Source organism: Streptomyces sp. NPDC005004 (assembly GCF_053600675.1).
Genome location: NZ_JBSGAH010000025.1, coordinates 24,033 through 39,661 on the forward strand (window position 1 = coordinate 24,033; position 15,629 = coordinate 39,661).

Genomic DNA, 15,629 nt, shown 5'->3' on the forward strand with positions numbered 1-15,629 from the left:
GTTTTCCACCAGCGGGGTTCAGGAGGAGGTGGCTCCTTCCACTGGGCCACGGGCCGTCTCGGCGCGGTCGAGCCGCCGCAGGGCGAGAAGTCCGCCGACACCGGGAACCACGGTAAGGATCTTGGCGGTGACCGGGGCCTGGTCGAAGCGCCAGGTGGCGAGTACGACGAACAGGTAGGCGCAACCGTGGGTGGGGCCCAGCAGGGAAGAGAGGGCCCTGAGGTGGGCGGTGAGGAGGTTGGCGAGCATCGCGATCAGCGAGAGCAACTCGGTGTGAGACGCGATGCGCAGGGCTCGTGGCGGCCGCAGGTGCACGGTCACGCCCCCGTGGTGGAGCCGGGGCGGATGATCATCAGGACGGTGACCGCGGCCCACAGCAGGTTGAAGATGCCGGTGAGCATGGCGAGGCGAGCCGGGTTCAAGGAGGTCGGGGACGCGACGGAGGGCTCCGTCGTCACGGTCAGGGCGCGGTCCTGGGCGGGGAGGATCAGGAGGGCCAGGATTCCGGCGGCCGCGGCGGTCAGCAGGATCGAGGTGACCAGCCAGGCGTCGCCGAGGACACCGAGGCTTCCGGCGGTGGCGAAGCCGAAGAGGGGAACGGCGATGCCGATCCCCGCGTAGACGCGGCAGATGCGGTGCAGCGTCCGCAGGGTCGTCCGGGCGTCGGCGCCGGCGCCGGCGCCGGCGCCGAGCACACGGCGCAGCGTCGCGGGGAACATGCTCGCGGCGACGGTGACGGGGCCGATCGCCACCAGCGCGGCCAGGACGTGCAGGGACAGCAGGAGCTTGGTCACGCCTGGTGCTCCCGTCCGGCTCGACGCTCGCCGGTGACCTTCGAGGAGGGAAGGCGGCCGGCCCGGGAGACGCCCTGGAGGGTGTCGCCGTCGACCCTCACGTCGAACACGAGGTTCAGCCGCAGGGGTTTGGTGACGGCCTGCCTCCAGGTGAGCCGGTCGCCGTCGAGGGTGATGTCGTCGAGTGGTACCTCCTCGCCGGTTCCGCGGGCGACGCCCGTCAGGGTGCCGTCTCTCTCACGGAGTTCGACCAGGGGCTTGATCTTGCCGACGGGGGTGGAGACGGTCAGGTGCCAGGTGCCTTGGACGGACATGCCGGTGTTCTTTCTGAGGTACGAGTGGGAGGGTGCGCGAGCGGCCCGCGCGGGGCCCGGGGGTTCAGAAGGCGGTGGGCGCCGGGCCGTGGGCCCGCCAGACGGTGCCGCGCCGCTCGTGGGCGAAGAGTTCCTCGACGGCGTGCGCGACCCGGGGGCCCACCTCGCGCTCCAGCAGATACAGCCCCAGGTCGAGCCCGGAGGTGACACCGGCGCCGCTGATCAGGTCGCCGTCGTCCACGACGCGGGCGCGGACCGCGTGGGCGCCGGTGGCGTCCAGCAGGTCGAGGCCCAGGTGGTGGGTGGTCGCGTGACGCCCCTCCAGCAGGCCCGCCATGGCCAGGACGAGGGAGCCGCCGCAGACGGTGGCGACCGTGACGTCCGGGTCCTCCATGGCCTGCTTGAGGAGCGCGGGGAGCGTGGTGGTGAGTGTGCGGCCGAGCAGGACGGGGATCGACTCGTCCTGGCCGCGTTCACCGGCGCCCGCCTCGTCCTCCGGGACCTCGCCGGGGGCGCCCACGCGGCCGGAGGCGCCGGGCACCAGGATCAGGTCCGCTCGCCCGAGGTCGAGGGTGCCGGTGGCGCGCAGTACCAGTCCTCCCGTACCGCTGGTCACCTCACGAGGTCCCTCCGCGGAGACCAGCTCCACGCTCACCGCGCCGTCCGAGGCCGAGCCGCCCGCGTACAGCACCTCGTAGGGGGCGACGACGTCGAGCGGGTCGAAGCCGTCGAACAGGACAACCTGGACGTGCATGGAGGTTCCTCCGAGGTCGCTTTCCACCGGGCGCCTCGAAGTCAACCGGCTGTCAGCGTGCTCGCCCAGTGGCACTAGTGACAGGTTTCAACGGGATAGTGCCAAGAGCTTCTGGAAGGCCCGGAGCTCCGGTTGTGTGGAGCTGCCCGGCTCATGGGGCCGGGATCGTCAAGCCGGTGGGGAGGTAGGTTCCGGCCATGCACACCGTCGCCGTTCTCGCACTCGATCAGGTGATCCCGTTCGACCTGTCCACCCCGGTCGAGGTCTTCTCCCGGACCCGCCTGCCCGACGGGCGTCCCGGTTACCAGGTACGGGTGTGCGCCGAGCGCGACGAGGTCGACGCCGGAGCCTTCGCCCTGCGCGCGCCCTGGGGTCTCGAGGGTCTGCGGGGCGCGGACACGATCATCGTGCCGGGCGTCGGCGAACCCAGCGCTCCCCTCGCTCCGGCCGTACGGGACGCGCTGCGGTCGGCCGCCGCCGACGGCACGCGGATCGCCTCCATCTGCGTGGGCACCTTCCCGCTGGCCGCGACCGGGCTCCTCGACGGGCTCCGCGTGACGACCCACTGGCGCGCGGCCGGGCTGCTGGCCGCGACCTACCCCGCCCTCGACGTCGACCCCGACGTCCTCTACGTCGACAACGGCCAGTTCCTCACCTCGGCCGGCGCGGCCGCGGGCCTGGACCTGTGCCTGCACATGATCCGTCGCGACTACGGCTCGGCCGTCGCGGCCGACTCGGCCCGCCTGTCGGTGATGCCGCTCGAACGGGAGGGCGGGCAGGCCCAGTTCATCGTCCACGACCACGCACCCACACCGCAGGGCTCCGAGCTGGAGGCGCTGCTCTCCTGGCTGCGGGAGAACCTGGCGCGCGACCTCACCCTCGCGGACATCGCCGAGCGGGCCGGTACCAGCACCCGGACCCTGATCCGCCGTTTCCGCGACCAGACCGGCACTACCCCGCTCCAGTGGCTCCACCGGGCCCGCATCCGCCAGGCCCAGCATCTCCTGGAGACCACGCAGCACTCCGTCGAACGCATCGGCCACCAGGTCGGCTTCGCCTCCCCCACCAGCTTCCGCGACCGCTTCAAACGCACCACTGGCGTCAGCCCGCAGACGTACCGGCGCACGTTCGCCTGAGCCGGCGGACTTCGTCGCCCCACAGCGAGCCCGGGGTGGCGGGTTGCCGATCCGCGCCCTCAAGCCGACGACGCCAGCTCGCGCTCCATCACGGCGTGTATCCGGGTGCGCAGCCAGCGGTGCATCCGGTCGTTCTCGCTGCGTGGGTGCCAGGCCATGCCGATGTCGGCGGGAGGAAGGGTCAACGGGATGGGAAAGGTGGTCAACTCCAGTGCTTCGACGGCCTGACGGCCGAGCACGGCCGGGGTCATGCACACCAGTCCGGCTCTCCGCGCCAGATGGAGCGACTCGGCGAAGGTGGGCACGACCGCGACCACGCGCCTGCGGAGACCGAGCTCGGCGAGGTGCGCGTCGATGGGGCCGTACGCCCGGCCGGTCCGCGAGATGGCGACGTGGTCGGCCGCCGCGAACTGCTCCGGCGTCACGTGCGGTGACGTGCTCAGGGGATGGCCGCGACGCACCGCGGCGACGAAGACGTCGGTCGCCAGTGCCTCGGCCCGGACCTCGCGCTCGTGACGGCTGACGTCGCCGATTTCGAGGTCGACCAGTCCCTCCCGAAGAGCGGGCACCGCCTCGATGCTCTCCGGGTGCAGCCGGACGGTGAGGCCCGGCGCCGAGTGCCGCAGATCTTCGAGCAGCGCGGGGGTGAAGGTCATCGACAGCGCGTCGCTGATCTGGAGATCGAAGGCCCGGACCGCCGTTGCGGGATCGGCGTGCCCGGGAGGCTCGAAGAGAGACCTGGCACGTGCGGCGATCGTCCGGACCTCGCTGCTCAGTTCCAGAGCCCGCGCGGTGGGGACGAGGTGCCGTCCGGCGCGGACGAAGAGCGGGTCCCCGAAGACACGTCGCAGCCGTCCGAGCGTTCTGCTCATCGCCGGCGCGGAGGTGTGCAGCCGTTCGGCCGCACCGGTGACGCTGCCCTCGGCGAGCAGGGCGTCGAAGGCCCGGATCAGGTTCAGATCGACGTTGTCCACTCTCCGATTATCACTCGCGGCAATTATGGCTGATCAATCATGCACTTGTTGATATCCATCGCGCCTCCTAGCGTCGTTGTCGAACGCCCCGCCGGCCATTCCCGCCGGCCGTAGGGGGCGCGAGAGAACCCGACGCCATCATCAGGAGGACGGCCCGTGCGCGCAGTAGTGGCTGGAGGCGGAATCGTCGGACTCACCACGGCGATCGCTCTGCACAAGGCAGGCATCGACGCGGTGGTGTACGAGCAGGCTCCCGAGATCCGCGCGGCGGGTGCGGGGCTCGGGCTATGGGCCAACGCCATGGCTGTCTTCGACGAGCTCGGCATCGGTGACCGGATCCGGGCCATCGCCAAGCCGGCCGAGATGAACTTCCGGGACCCGACCGGAAAGTTCATCGATCCGCCCGGCTTCTCCAAGGACGATCACCGGTACCTGCTGGTTCAGCGCCCCGAACTGAGCGCGCTGCTCGCGAAGGCGGTGGGCGGGGACGTCATTCGTCCGGGATCGCGCCTCGTCGGCTATGCCGAGAGTGACGCGGGAGTGACGGTGCGCTTCGAGGACGGACACACGGCCGACGCCGACCTCCTGGTGGGAGCCGACGGCGCCTACTCGGTCGTCCGGTCGCACCTCGTGCCGGGCAGCGACGCGATCGCGCACGAGGGACACCACGCCTGGCGCTCGGTCGTCGCACCACCCGAGGGCGTCACCGTCGACGAGAGCGTGATCGTGCTGGGCGGGCAGCGTACTCGCGGCGGGTTCGTACCCACCGTCGACGGCACGGCGTACTGGCTGATCAACCAGTTCGGCTCGCCGGCGCTCGCGGGTACGCGCAGGGAGCAGGCACTTGAGCGAGCCGCGTTCCTCGACACGACCGGCTGGAACCCGGCGCTGCCCGCGCTCATCGAGTCGACCCCCGACGACAGGATCTTGTACAACCAGATCATGCTCGTTCCGCCGCTGTCACGCTGGGTGTCGAACCGCGTGGCCCTCGTCGGCGACGCCGCGCACGCGATGTCTCCGCACATCACCGCCGGCGCGTCTCTGGGCGTGGAAGACGCGCTGCTGCTCGCCCGGCTGCTCGCCTCGGCGGAGGAGGTGCCCTCCGCGCTCGCCGCCTATCAGCGGGACCGGGTGCCGCACTACGCCAAGGTCGACGAGTTGTCCAAGAGGGTGGAGGACTCCGCGACCCCGGAGGAGTTCGCCCTGAACTACGTGTCCTTCAGCCACTGGATGCTCACGCGGTGAGTCCCTTGCCGACCTGAGTGAAAAGGTCCGCGGCCGGTCCTGCCGGCCACCTCGACCCATGCCACCTCGTCCCATGCCCTGGCCTGAGTCGGGCGGACGACGCGGGGCGCGTCCCGGAGAGCGAGGGCCGGGCCCCCGGAGCGCACCCCGCGTACGTGTCGTCAGCGGCCGTCCGTGAAGGTCTCCCCCCGCTCCGCCTTCTCCACCAGCAGCGCGGGCGGGTCGAAGCGGGCGCCGTAGCGGTCGGCCAGTTCCCGTGCCCGGGCCACGAAGCCGGGGAGGCCGCCCTCGTAGCCGTTGATGTACTGCAGGACGCCGCCGGTCCAGCCGGGGAAGCCGATGCCGAGGATGGAACCGATGTTGGCGTCGGCGACGGAGGTGAGGACGCCCTCCTCCAGGAGGCGGACGGTGTCGAGGGCCTCCGAGAAGAGCATCCGCTCCTGCATGTCGCGGAACGGGATCTCGTACCCCGCCTTGGTGAAGTGCTCGCGCAGTCCGGGCCACAGTCCCGCGCGCTTGCCGTCCTCGTAGTCGTAGAAGCCGGCGCCGCCGCTGCGGCCGGGTCGGTGGAACTCGTCGACCAGGCGGTCCACGACCTCGTCGGCGGGGTGCGGGGTCCAGGTGCCGCCCGCCTCCTCGACGGCGCGCCGGGTCTCGGCGCGGATCTTGCGCGGGAGGGTCAGGGTCAGCTCGTCCATGAGGGAGAGGACCTTGGCGGGGTAGCCCGCCTGGGCCGCGGCCTGCTCCACCGAGGCCGGTTCGACGCCCTCGCCGACCATGGCGACGCCCTCGTTGATGAAGTGGCCGATCACCCGGGAGGTGAAGAAACCGCGGGAGTCGTTGACGACGATCGGGGTCTTGTTGATCTGGCGGACCAGGTCGAAGGCGCGGGCCAGCGCCTCGTCACCGGTGCGCTCGCCCTTGATGATCTCGACCAGCGGCATCTTGTCGACCGGCGAGAAGAAGTGCAGCCCGATGAAGTCGCCCTGCCGCTCGACGCCCTCGGCAAGCGCGGTGATGGGGAGCGTGGAGGTGTTGGAGCACAGCAGCGCGTCGGGCTCGACGACGGACTGGATCTCCTGGAACACCTTGTGCTTGAGGGCGGTGTCCTCGAAGACCGCCTCGATCACCGCGTCGCAGCCCGCGAGGTCGGCCACGTCGGCGGTCGGGGTGATGCGCGCCAGCAGGGCGTCGGCCTTCTCCTGGCTGGTACGGCCCTTGGCGACGGCCTTGGCGCACAGCTTCTCGGAGTAGCCCTTGCCCTTGACGGCCGCCTCCAGGGCGACGTCCTTGAGGACGACCTCGATCCCGGCCCGGGCGCACGAGTAGGCGATGCCCGCGCCCATCATGCCCGCGCCGAGGACGGCGACCTTGCGCACCGTGCGGGGCTCGATGCCCTTCGGGCGGTTGGCGCCGGAGTTGACGGCCTGGAGGTCGAAGAAGAACGCCTGGATCATGTTCTTCGAGGTCTGCCCGGCGGCCAGCTCCGCGAAGTAGCGCGCCTCGATCACCTGCGCGGTCTCGAAGTCGACCTGGGCGCCCTCGACGGCGGCCGCGAGGATGCTGCGCGGGGCCGGGTAGGGGGCGCCGTTGGTCTGCTTGCGCAGGGAGGCCGGGAAGGCGGGCAGGTTGGCGGCGAACTTGGGGTTGGCCGGGGTGCCGCCGGGGATGCGGTAACCGGGCTGGTCCCAGGGCTGCCGGGACTCCGGGTTGGCGTCGATGAAGGCGCGGGCCTGGGCGATCAGCTCCTCTGGCGTCTCGGCCACCTCGTGCACGAGGCCGTTGTCGAGGGCGCGGCGCGGGTTGTACTGGGTGCCCTGGAGCAGGACCTTCAGCAGCGCGTCGGTGATGCCGAGCAGTCGTACCGTACGCACCACGCCACCGCCGCCGGGCAGCAGGCCGAGGGTGACCTCGGGGCAGCCGATGCGGGAGCCGGGGGCGTCGAGGGCGATCCGGTGGTGGCAGGCGAGGGCGATCTCGAAACCGCCGCCGAGGGCCGCGCCGTTGATCGCGGCGACGACCGGGACGCCCAGGGTCTCGATGCGGCGCAGGTTCCGCTTGATGGCGAGGCCGCCGTCGTAGAGGTCCTGGACGGTCTCGGGGGTGACCCGGATCAGGTCGCGCAGGTCGCCGCCCGCGAAGAAGGTCTTCTTCGCCGAGGTGAAGATGACGCCCCGGATCGAGTCCTTCTCGGCCTCCAGGCGGTCGGTGATCACGGCGAGGGAGTCGCGGAACGCCTGGTTCATGGTGTTCGCGGACTGGCCGGGGTCGTCGAGGACGAGGGTGACGACACCGGTGTCGTCCTGTTCCCAGCGGATGGTGGTGCTCTCGGTCATGACAGTCGTCTCCGTAGAAGTCTGTTGAGGGCGCTGTTCGCGCCGATTCCGCCGGGAGTTCAGATGCGCTCGACGATCGTGGCGATGCCCATGCCGCCGCCCACGCACAGGGTGGCCAGGCCGTAGCGCTTGTCCTGGCGCTCCAGTTCGTCGACGAGGGTGCCGAGGATCATCGCGCCGGTGGCGCCGAGGGGGTGGCCGAGCGCGATGGCGCCGCCGTTGACGTTGACCTTGTCCAGGGACAGGCCCATGTCCTTGACGAAGCGGAGCACGACGGCGGCGAACGCCTCGTTGATCTCGACCAGGTCGATGTCGTCGATGGTGAGCCCGGCCTTGGCGAGCGCCTTGCGGGTGGCGGGGGCGGGCCCAGTGAGCATGATGGTGGGCTCGGAGCCGGAGACGGCGGCGGAGACGATCCGGGCGCGCGGCGTGAGGCCGTACCGCTCCCCCACCTCGCGCGAGCCGATGGCGACCAGGGAGGCGCCGTCCACGATGCCGGAGGAGTTGCCCGCGTGGTGGACGTGGTCGATCTTCTCGACCCAGTGGTACTTCTGGAGCGCCACCGCGTCGAAGCCGCCGAGTTCGCCGATGTCCGCGAAGGACGGCTTGAGCTTCGCGAGGGAGTCGGCGGTGGTGCCGGGGCGCGGGTGCTCGTCGTGGTCGAGGACGGTCAGGCCCGCGCGGTCCCTGACCGGGACGAGGGAGCGGTCGAAGCGGCCCTCCTTGATCGCGGTGGCGGCGCGCTCCTGGGACAGGGCCGCGTACTCGTCCACGTCGCGGCGGGAGAAGCCCTCGATGGTGGCGATGAGGTCGGCGCCGATGCCCTGCGGCACGAAGTTGGTGGCCAGGTTGGTCATCGGGTCGTTGAACCAGGCGCCGCCGTCCGAGGCCATCGGCACCCGGGACATCGACTCGACGCCGCCCGCGAGCACCAGGTCCTCCCAGCCGGAGCGGATCTTGGCGGCGGCCATGTTGACGGCCTCGAGACCCGAGGCACAGAAGCGGTTCTCCTGCACGCCCGCCACGGTGTCCGGCAGCCCCGCGGCGACGGCGGCGATACGGGCGATGTCCGAGCCCTGGTCGCCGACGGGGCCGACGACGCCGAGCACGATGTCGTCGATGGCGGCCGGGTCCAGGTCGGGGTGCCGGTCGCGCAGTTCACGGATGAGGCCGGTGACGAGGTCGATGGGCTTGGTGCCGTGCAGGGCGCCGTTCGCCTTGCCGCGGCCGCGCGGGGTGCGGATCGCGTCGTACACGTACGCTTCGCTGCTCACTGGGGTGCCTTTCGGGAGGGTGGGCCGGTGGCCGGGCGGGGGTGTCGCGTGGGTCGCCGCTGTCAGTCGGCGCCTGCGAGACGGTTGTCGTGGCGGTCGTCGTGCTGCTCGTCGTGACGGTCGTCCAGGGCGGGGATCCCCCACTCCCGGGCGACCTCCGGTGTGCCGGTGCCCGGCAGGGCGGGGCCGGTGCGGACGGTGGTGGGGGTGGCGGAGAACCGGGGGGCGGGGGCGGGCTGGGTGAGCCCCGCGTGGTCGGTGAAGGTGCCGCGCGCGGCGAGATGGGGGTGGTGCGGGGCCTCGGTCAGCGAGAGCACGGGGGCCACGCAGGCGTCCGAGTCCGCGAAGACCTCCGTCCACTCCTCGCGCGTACGGGACTTGAAGCGCGCCGCGATCCGCTCGCGCAGCTCCGGCCAGCGGGTGAGGTCGTGGTGGGCGCCGTCGAGCCCGTCCAGGCCGAGCAGACGCAGGAACTCTCCGTAGAACCGGGCTTCCAGCGCGCCCACCGCCATGTGGCGGCCGTCGGCGGTCTCGTACGTGCCGTAGTAGGGGCAGCCGCCGTCCAGCAGGTTGGCGGCGCGGCGGTCCTGCCAGGCACCCGCCGCGATCATGCCGTGGATCATGGCGGAGAGATGGGCGGTGCCGTCCACGATCGCGGCGTCCACGACCTGTCCCGTGCCGCTCTCGCGCGCGTGGTGGAGGGCGGCGAGGACGCCGACGACGAGGTAGAGCGCGCCGCCCGCGTAGTCCCCGAGGAGGTTGGCGGGCAGGGCCGGGGGCTCGCCGGGGCGGCCGATCATGCCGAGGGTGCCGGTGAGGGCGATGTACGCCGCGTCGTGGCCCGCGCGCTGGGCGAGCGGGCCGTCCTGTCCCCAGCCGGTCATGCGGCCGTAGACCAGACGGGGGTTGCGGGCACGGCAGTCGGCGGGGCCGACGCCGAGGCGCTCGGCCACTCCCGGGCGGTAGCCCTCGATCAGGACGTCGGCGCGCTCCGCGAGGTCGAGCACGCGCGCGGGGCCCCCGGGGGCCTTGAGGTCGAGGACGACGGAGCGCTTGTTGCGGTTCGTCACGTCGTACGCCGGGTCGACGCCGAGACCGGCACCGCCCGGCCGGTCCACCCGGACCACGTCCGCGCCGAGGTCGGCCAGCAGCATCGCGGCGAACGGGCCGGGGCCGATGCCGGCCAGTTCCACCACGCGCACGCCGGTGAGCGGGCCCTGCCCCGGCGTCGTTGCCGTCGTCATGCCGTCAGCCCCCAAGCGTGTGTGACACAACCGATGTAACACCGGTGATGCTAGGAAGACGTTCCACCGGGCACAAGACCTGAACGAGCGAGCGCTTAGCCGAGTGCCCGGCGGGCTTCGCCCGCTTCTTCCGGGTATTCCCGGGCACCCGCGCCGCTGCCTCAGGCCCGCCGGTCGTGGTCCGCACCACTCACGCTAGCCTCGGCCGACCCGCGCGGCGCGGGCTGTACCACCAAGGGAAGTCATGAGCAGGGGTGTCATGAGCAGGGTGAAAACTACGGACCGTCCCTACGACATCGTGCTCTTCGGAGCCACCGGCTTCGTCGGCACCCTGACCGCGCGCCATCTCGCCGCGCATGCCCCCGCCGGGCTGCGCTGGGCGATCGCGGGCCGCGACGAGGCCCGCCTCGAGCGCCTGCGCGCGGAGCTGCCGGGCGGCGAGGGCGTCGGGGTGCTGAGGGCGGACGTGAGCGAACCGGCCACCCTCCGCTCCCTCGCCGAGCAGGCGCGCGTGGTGGCGACGACCGTCGGCCCGTACGTCAGCTACGGCGAGGACCTGGTCGCCGCCTGCGCGGACACGGGCACCGACTACCTCGACCTGACCGGCGAGCCGGAGTTCGTGGACCTGGTGTACGTACGGCACGACGCCCGCGCGCGGGAGACCGGCGCCCGCCTGGTGCACGCGTGCGGTTTCGACTCGGTGCCGCACGACCTGGGCGCGTACTTCACGGTCCGGCAGCTGCCCGAGGGGGTGCCGCTCACCGTGGACGGGTTCGTGACGGTGGACGCGGCCTTCTCCGGCGGCACCCTGGCCTCCGCGCTGGGCCAGTTCGCGCGCGGCGGCCGGATGCTGGCCGCCGCCCGCGACCGCGCCCGGCACGAGCCCCGCCTGCTCGGACGCCGGGCGACGGCCCCGGTCGGCGCCCCGCGCTACGCCGGGGAGATCGGCGCCTGGGCGCTCCCCCTGCCCACCATCGACCCCCAGATCGTCCGCCGCTCCGCCCGCTCCCTCGACCGCTACGGCCCCGACTTCCGCTACCGCCACTACGCGGCTGTACGCCACCTCCCCGTCGCGGCGGGCGGCATCGCCGCCGTCGGCGCCCTCGCGGCCGCCGCCCAGCTCCCGCCCGTCCGCCACTGGCTCTCCGCCCGCCTCCGCCCCGGCGACGGACCCAGCCCCGAGCGCCGTGCCCGCAGTTGGTTCCGCGTCCGCTTCATCGGCGAGGGCGGCGGCCGCCGCGTCTACACCGAGGTCACCGGCGGCGACCCCGGCTACGACGAAACGGCCAAGATGTTCGCGGAGGCGGCCCTCTCCCTGGCCTTCGACGCCAACCCCCCGGCCTCCGGCCAGCTCACGACGGTGACGGCGATGGGCGACGCCTTGACCGAGCGGCTGCGGGCGGCGGGCATCGGGTTCCGGGTGGTGGCGGAGCGGTAGCTATGGCCGCTCGCTCCCGCGCACGGCCTCGGCGGCCGTGCGCAGGAAGTCCGTGAGTTCCCGGACCAGTTCGGCCGGGCGGCGGCGGTGGACGACGCCGATCTCGCGGGCGGGTGCGGGCCCGCGCAGGGCGCACACCGCGACCCGGCTCCGGTCCGCGCCGGAGAGCACGCTGCCGGGGACGAGCGCGATGCCAAGACCGGCGCCCACCAGCGCCAGGATGACGTGGTAGTCGGCGGACTCGTAGGCCACACGGGGCTCGAACTCCGCCTGGCGGGCGAGGTGTTGCAGGCAGACCCGGTTGGGGATGCCCGGGGCGCCGGAGATCCACGTCTCGTCCGCGAGCCGGTCGAGGGCGATCCCCTCGCACCGTGTGCCCCGGGCGAGTCGGTGGCTCGGGGGAAGCACGAGCCGCAGCGGGTCCGCGAGCAACAGCCGCCGCTCCAGGCCCGGATGAGCCACCTGCGACAGGCCGGGATAGCGGTGGGTGATCAGTACGTCGAGGTCGCCCGAGGTCACCAGGCCGTATCCGTCGGGTGGTTCGATGTCCACGAGCGACAACTCGGCTTCCGGGTGACGGCTCTTGAGTTCCGCGAGTGCCGTCGGGAGCAGTGTCTGGGCGGCGGTGGCGAAGGAGCCGAGCGCGAGGTGCCTCGGCTGGACGCCGAGCGCGGTGTCGACGGCGGCGCGCGCCTGGCGCAGCTCGCCGATCACCCGCTCCCCGTGCTCGACCAGGACCGCGCCGACCGGCGTGGGAACGACACCGCCCGGGCGGCGCTCCAGCAGCCGGGCGCCCAGTTCCGCCTCCAGCTTGGCGATCTGCTGGGAGAGCGCCGACGGCGTGAAGGCGAGCGCGCGCGCCGCCCGCGCGATGGACCCGGCGTGTGCCACCTCGACCAAAACCCGCAGCCGGTTCGCGTCCAGTTCTCGCACCATGGAGTCATCGTAAGCACCGCTAACGGGGGCTCACTGATCGCCGCTTGTGCTTACGGGAGCGGCGCGCGAAGGATGGCCGTATGACGAGTCCGACCCTCACGCCCTCCGCCTCCGACGTACGCGCCGCCGCCGACCGCATCCGCCCCCACGTCCGCCGCACTCCCCTGCTCGACGTGGAGACCGGCGGCCGCCGCGTCCTGCTGAAGCTGGAGTACCTCCAGCGCAGCGGCTCGTTCAAGCTGCGCGGCGCGCTCAACGCGATGCTCTCCGGCCCCTCGGACGACCACGTGGTGACCGCGTCGGGCGGCAATCACGGTCTCGCGGTCGCGACGGCGGCCTCCCTGCTCGGAATGTCCGCGACGGTCCATGTGCCCCGCACGGTTCCGGAGGCGAAGGCCCGCCGTATCGAGGCCTGCGGCGTACGCCTGGTCCGGCACGGCGCCACCTTCGCCGAGGCCGCCTCGGCGGCGGCGGAGGCCGCGGCACGGCCGGGGCACCGGTTCGTGCATCCCTACGACGATCCGGCCGTCGTCGCCGGACAGGGGACGGTGGCGGCCGAGATCCTGGCCGACGCCCCGGACGTCGACACCGTCGTGGTGGCGGCCGGCGGCGGAGGGCTGGCGGCCGGGACGGCCCTCGCCCTCGGCGGTGCCGCCTGCGGCACACCCGGTACCGCCCCCGGAGGTCGTCGTGTCGTCGCCGTCGAGCCGGAGCACTGCCGCTGTCTGCACGACGCGCTCGCGGCGGGCGGTCCGACGGATTCCGCGGTGGACTCGGTCGCCGCCTCCGCGACCGGCGCGAGCCGGGCGGGCGTCCTCCCCTACGCCGTCCTGGCCGCCCACGACGTGGCGTCCGTGCTGGTCGGCGACGACGAGATCCTCGCGGCCCGCGATCTGCTGTGGGAGGAGTACCGCATCGCGGCCGAACCGGCGGCGGCGATCCCGTTCGCGGCCTGGCTCGCCGGCCGGGTTCCCGGAGAGCGGCCCTGCCTGGTGGTGTGCGGCGCGAACGCCGACTGGACCCCGGGCGTGTGAGGTCCCGCCATGTGAGGCCCCCGCCTCACACCGCCTCGCCCACCGCCTCCCGCAACGCCCTCCGGCACAGCGCGTCCGCTCTGCGGGTCGTCTCCGGGAGGCGGTACTCGGGGGTGAGCGCCAGGGTGTGCGCGAGGGCGGTGGCGAGGGTGGTGCGGTGACCCACGGAGACGTAGACCGGTTTCACGGCGTCCCGGGTGCGCAGGGCCCGGCCCACCTCCTCCGGGCCGTCCAGGAGCGGGGCGGTGCTGCCGCGCGGGGCGTCGGGGGCCGGATGGGTGAAGGTGAAGGGGTTCTTGGCGACGCCTATCGCGGGGAGGTTGGTCAGGACACCCAGGTGGCAGGCGAGCCCGAAACGGCGGGGGTGGGCGAGGCCGTAGCCGTCGCAGACCAGGAGACCGGGCGGGCAGGGAAGCGCCGACAGGGCGGCCAGGAGGGCCGGGATCTCGCGGAAGGCGAGCAGGCCGGGGACGTAGGGGAAGGAGACGCGGCCGACCGCCGTCGACTCCGCGACCGTCTCCAGCGTGGCCGCGTCCAGGACGACGGCCGCCGCCGCCACCAGGTCGCGTTCGTCGTCGTAGGCCACGTCCAGGCCCGTGACGTGGCCGGTGCCCGGCGGCGGGCCGGGCTCGTCGAGGATCACCCGGCCGCGCAGGGCGTCCTGGACGGCGCGGGCCCGCGCCTCCGTGGCGGGCCAGTCCTCGGGCACCGGTGCGGTCTTCGTCATGGTGCCGCCGACTGTACGACGGCGGACGGTACGCTCGCGATCATGTTCGTGCTCGAATTGACCTACACCGCCCCGCTCGACGCCGTCGACGCCGCCCACGCCGCGCATGTGGCCTGGCTGGACGAGCAGTACGCCAAGGGGATCTTCCTGGCCTCGGGGCGGAAGAATCCCCGGGACGGCGGGATCATCCTGGCCGCCGGTACGGACCGGGCGGCCGTCGAGGAGATCGCGGCGGGGGATCCGTTCGTGACCGCCGGGGTGTGCGAGTACCGCGTCACCGAGTTCGTCGCGACGAAGACGGCGCCCGGTCTCGAGCGATACCGGGAGACGCGGGGCTGAGCCTCGGCTCTTCCTCCCGTCTCAGCTCTTCTTCTTGTCCAGGGCCCGCCGCAACTGCTCCTTGTTCATGTCGGAGCGGCCGGGGATGTTGCGCTGCCTGGCCTCGTTGTAGAGCTGGTCGTAGGTCGGGCCGCCGGAGCCGTGGCCCGACCGCTTGCCGCCGCGCTCGCCGGAGGACATGTCCTGCGTCGAGGTGCGGCTCGCGCTCTTCGACTCGCCGGTGCGGGCGCGCTCCTTGTTGACCGTGCGCGCGGCGATCTCCTCGGCCCGGTCGGTGCTCGCACCCCGCTCCAGCTCGCTCTCCTTGATGTGCTCGTACTGACGCTCGCGCTTGGGGCTGGAACCGGCAGGCATGGTCACTCCCGTCGTCGTGTCCGTCGTCGTCCACACGTCCCCGTCCCTTGGGGGGGACACCGCTCGGGTACCCCGTTCGCGCTTGCTCACCGGCCACACTCCGACGGTGACGGACGTCACGTTCCCTCCATGTGCACGGAACGGCCGCTTCCGTCGTCTCTCCCGGTGTCAGGTCGCCGAACGCCCCGAGGACGTCCGGCCGTCACGAGGGAGCAAGGTGTTGTCCACCATCGAGCAGGTAGTGGAGGCCCGGCTGGTCGCGGCCGCCCCGCGCATGCCGACCATTCCCGTCACGCTGCACTACGACCGGCAGGACCCCTTCGCCGTCCGCATGACCTTCCCGGCCCCGGCCACCCTCGCGGGCGTGGAGATCTGCTGGACCTTCTCCCGCGAGCTGCTGTCCGCCGGGCTGACCGGTCCCGAGGGCCAGGGGGACGTACGGGTCCGCCCCTACGGCTACGACCGGACCGTGCTGGAGTTCCACGCCCCCGAGGGCATGGCGGTCGTGCATCTGCGCTCCGGTGACGTACGGCGCTTCCTCGCGGCCACCGCCGAGCTGGTGCCGGTCGGCCTGGAGCACCTCCAGCTGGACCTGGACGACGGTCTGGCCGAGCTGATGCGGGACGCCTGCTGAGCACGGGCACGGCCGCCGTTCACACGGGCGCCGGGCGGCGGCGCCGGGTAATTCCTTTGACAGCCCTCCCGGACGCTCCTACGGTGTACAGCGGTT

The 15,629-nt window shown here is 72.7% G+C and carries 17 protein-coding genes; 6 read left to right on the forward strand and 11 right to left on the reverse strand.

The window, feature by feature from the left end:
• Positions 1-18: 18 nt before the first annotated feature.
• The 4 genes from ACWEEU_RS27375 to ACWEEU_RS27390 form a co-directional block, all read right to left on the reverse strand.
• A complete protein-coding gene (locus ACWEEU_RS27375) occupies positions 19-321 on the reverse strand; it encodes a DUF3817 domain-containing protein (protein ID WP_451735694.1) in 303 nt (100 codons plus the stop codon).
• Positions 318-794 carry a hypothetical protein gene (locus ACWEEU_RS27380; RefSeq protein ID WP_451735696.1) on the reverse strand — a complete coding sequence of 159 codons (477 nt, stop codon included), beginning with the start codon at positions 792-794 and terminating at the stop codon, positions 318-320. Before ACWEEU_RS27380 ends, ACWEEU_RS27375 begins: the two co-directional genes overlap by 4 nt.
• Positions 791-1,108, reverse strand: a complete 318-nt coding sequence (locus ACWEEU_RS27385; protein WP_451735699.1) for a hypothetical protein — start codon at positions 1,106-1,108, stop codon at positions 791-793. The genes ACWEEU_RS27380 and ACWEEU_RS27385 overlap by 4 nt, the downstream gene beginning before the upstream one ends.
• Positions 1,109-1,172: 64 nt before the next feature.
• The gene (locus tag ACWEEU_RS27390) at positions 1,173-1,862 is read right to left on the reverse strand and encodes a DJ-1/PfpI family protein (protein ID WP_385746777.1); all 690 of its coding nucleotides are present in this window, start codon (positions 1,860-1,862) and stop codon (positions 1,173-1,175) included.
• A 197-nt stretch (positions 1,863-2,059) separates the two neighbouring features.
• Here ACWEEU_RS27390 and ACWEEU_RS27395 point away from each other — a divergent pair, with 197 nt between their 5' ends.
• On the forward strand, positions 2,060-2,998 hold the full coding sequence (locus ACWEEU_RS27395; RefSeq protein ID WP_451735702.1) for a GlxA family transcriptional regulator: 939 nt from the start codon (positions 2,060-2,062) through the stop codon (positions 2,996-2,998).
• A gap of 59 nt (positions 2,999-3,057) precedes the next feature.
• Here ACWEEU_RS27395 and ACWEEU_RS27400 read toward each other — a convergent pair whose 3' ends face one another.
• Positions 3,058-3,972 carry a LysR family transcriptional regulator gene (locus tag ACWEEU_RS27400; RefSeq protein WP_451735705.1) on the reverse strand — a complete coding sequence of 305 codons (915 nt, stop codon included), beginning with the start codon at positions 3,970-3,972 and terminating at the stop codon, positions 3,058-3,060.
• Positions 3,973-4,128: 156 nt separating this feature from the next.
• Here ACWEEU_RS27400 and ACWEEU_RS27405 point away from each other — a divergent pair, with 156 nt between their 5' ends.
• A complete protein-coding gene (locus ACWEEU_RS27405; RefSeq protein WP_451735707.1) occupies positions 4,129-5,217 on the forward strand; it encodes an FAD-dependent oxidoreductase in 1,089 nt (362 codons plus the stop codon).
• 161 nt (positions 5,218-5,378) lie between these two features.
• Here ACWEEU_RS27405 and ACWEEU_RS27410 read toward each other — a convergent pair whose 3' ends face one another.
• The 3 genes from ACWEEU_RS27410 to ACWEEU_RS27420 form a co-directional block, all read right to left on the reverse strand.
• The gene (locus tag ACWEEU_RS27410) at positions 5,379-7,553 is read right to left on the reverse strand and encodes a 3-hydroxyacyl-CoA dehydrogenase NAD-binding domain-containing protein (RefSeq protein WP_451735710.1); all 2,175 of its coding nucleotides are present in this window, start codon (positions 7,551-7,553) and stop codon (positions 5,379-5,381) included.
• 59 nt (positions 7,554-7,612) lie between these two features.
• Positions 7,613-8,827 carry an acetyl-CoA C-acetyltransferase gene (locus ACWEEU_RS27415; RefSeq protein ID WP_385746767.1) on the reverse strand — a complete coding sequence of 405 codons (1,215 nt, stop codon included), beginning with the start codon at positions 8,825-8,827 and terminating at the stop codon, positions 7,613-7,615.
• Positions 8,828-8,889: 62 nt separating this feature from the next.
• The gene (locus ACWEEU_RS27420) at positions 8,890-10,071 is read right to left on the reverse strand and encodes a CaiB/BaiF CoA transferase family protein (RefSeq protein ID WP_451735713.1); all 1,182 of its coding nucleotides are present in this window, start codon (positions 10,069-10,071) and stop codon (positions 8,890-8,892) included.
• 259 nt (positions 10,072-10,330) lie between these two features.
• Here ACWEEU_RS27420 and ACWEEU_RS27425 point away from each other — a divergent pair, with 259 nt between their 5' ends.
• Positions 10,331-11,509 carry a saccharopine dehydrogenase family protein gene (locus ACWEEU_RS27425; protein WP_451735716.1) on the forward strand — a complete coding sequence of 393 codons (1,179 nt, stop codon included), beginning with the start codon at positions 10,331-10,333 and terminating at the stop codon, positions 11,507-11,509.
• On the opposite strand, the gene ACWEEU_RS27430 is transcribed toward ACWEEU_RS27425, so the two are convergent.
• Complete coding sequence (locus ACWEEU_RS27430) at positions 11,510-12,445, reverse strand: LysR family transcriptional regulator (protein WP_451735718.1); 936 nt, start codon at positions 12,443-12,445, stop codon at positions 11,510-11,512.
• Between the two features lie 80 nt (positions 12,446-12,525).
• Here ACWEEU_RS27430 and ACWEEU_RS27435 point away from each other — a divergent pair, with 80 nt between their 5' ends.
• Positions 12,526-13,479 (forward strand): serine/threonine dehydratase, encoded by a 954-nt coding sequence (locus tag ACWEEU_RS27435; protein WP_451735721.1) that lies wholly within the window; start codon positions 12,526-12,528, stop codon positions 13,477-13,479.
• A 25-nt stretch (positions 13,480-13,504) separates the two neighbouring features.
• Here the strand turns inward: ACWEEU_RS27435 and ACWEEU_RS27440 are convergent, their stop codons facing one another.
• The gene (locus tag ACWEEU_RS27440) at positions 13,505-14,206 is read right to left on the reverse strand and encodes an endonuclease V (RefSeq protein ID WP_451735723.1); all 702 of its coding nucleotides are present in this window, start codon (positions 14,204-14,206) and stop codon (positions 13,505-13,507) included.
• 42 nt (positions 14,207-14,248) lie between these two features.
• Between ACWEEU_RS27440 and ACWEEU_RS27445 the strand changes: the two genes are divergently transcribed.
• Positions 14,249-14,545, forward strand: coding sequence for a YciI family protein (locus ACWEEU_RS27445; protein ID WP_451735726.1), 297 nt, complete (start codon positions 14,249-14,251; stop codon positions 14,543-14,545).
• A 21-nt stretch (positions 14,546-14,566) separates the two neighbouring features.
• Here ACWEEU_RS27445 and ACWEEU_RS27450 read toward each other — a convergent pair whose 3' ends face one another.
• On the reverse strand, positions 14,567-14,899 hold the full coding sequence (locus ACWEEU_RS27450) for a plasmid stabilization protein (protein ID WP_385749971.1): 333 nt from the start codon (positions 14,897-14,899) through the stop codon (positions 14,567-14,569).
• A gap of 217 nt (positions 14,900-15,116) precedes the next feature.
• Between ACWEEU_RS27450 and ACWEEU_RS27455 the strand changes: the two genes are divergently transcribed.
• Complete coding sequence (locus ACWEEU_RS27455) at positions 15,117-15,533, forward strand: spore wall synthesis regulator SsgD (RefSeq protein ID WP_385749968.1); 417 nt, start codon at positions 15,117-15,119, stop codon at positions 15,531-15,533.
• Positions 15,534-15,629: the final 96 nt, after the last annotated feature.

Excerpts from the sequence above, each read along its gene's own strand:
- ACWEEU_RS27435 (WP_451735721.1), top strand. The coding sequence starts at position 12,526 with ATGACGAGTCCGACCCTCACGCCCTCCGCCTCCGACGTACGCGCCGCC.
- ACWEEU_RS27395 (WP_451735702.1), top strand. The coding sequence starts at position 2,060 with ATGCACACCGTCGCCGTTCTCGCACTCGATCAGGTGATCCCGTTCGAC.
- ACWEEU_RS27385 (WP_451735699.1), bottom strand. The coding sequence starts at position 1,108 with ATGTCCGTCCAAGGCACCTGGCACCTGACCGTCTCCACCCCCGTCGGC.
- ACWEEU_RS27450 (WP_385749971.1), bottom strand. The coding sequence starts at position 14,899 with ATGCCTGCCGGTTCCAGCCCCAAGCGCGAGCGTCAGTACGAGCACATC.
- ACWEEU_RS27445 (WP_451735726.1), top strand. The coding sequence starts at position 14,249 with ATGTTCGTGCTCGAATTGACCTACACCGCCCCGCTCGACGCCGTCGAC.
- ACWEEU_RS27410 (WP_451735710.1), bottom strand. The coding sequence starts at position 7,553 with ATGACCGAGAGCACCACCATCCGCTGGGAACAGGACGACACCGGTGTC.
- ACWEEU_RS27425 (WP_451735716.1), top strand. The coding sequence starts at position 10,331 with ATGAGCAGGGTGAAAACTACGGACCGTCCCTACGACATCGTGCTCTTC.
- ACWEEU_RS27420 (WP_451735713.1), bottom strand. The coding sequence starts at position 10,071 with ATGACGACGGCAACGACGCCGGGGCAGGGCCCGCTCACCGGCGTGCGC.
- ACWEEU_RS27390 (WP_385746777.1), bottom strand. The coding sequence starts at position 1,862 with ATGCACGTCCAGGTTGTCCTGTTCGACGGCTTCGACCCGCTCGACGTC.
- ACWEEU_RS27430 (WP_451735718.1), bottom strand. The coding sequence starts at position 12,445 with ATGGTGCGAGAACTGGACGCGAACCGGCTGCGGGTTTTGGTCGAGGTG.
- ACWEEU_RS27440 (WP_451735723.1), bottom strand. The coding sequence starts at position 14,206 with ATGACGAAGACCGCACCGGTGCCCGAGGACTGGCCCGCCACGGAGGCG.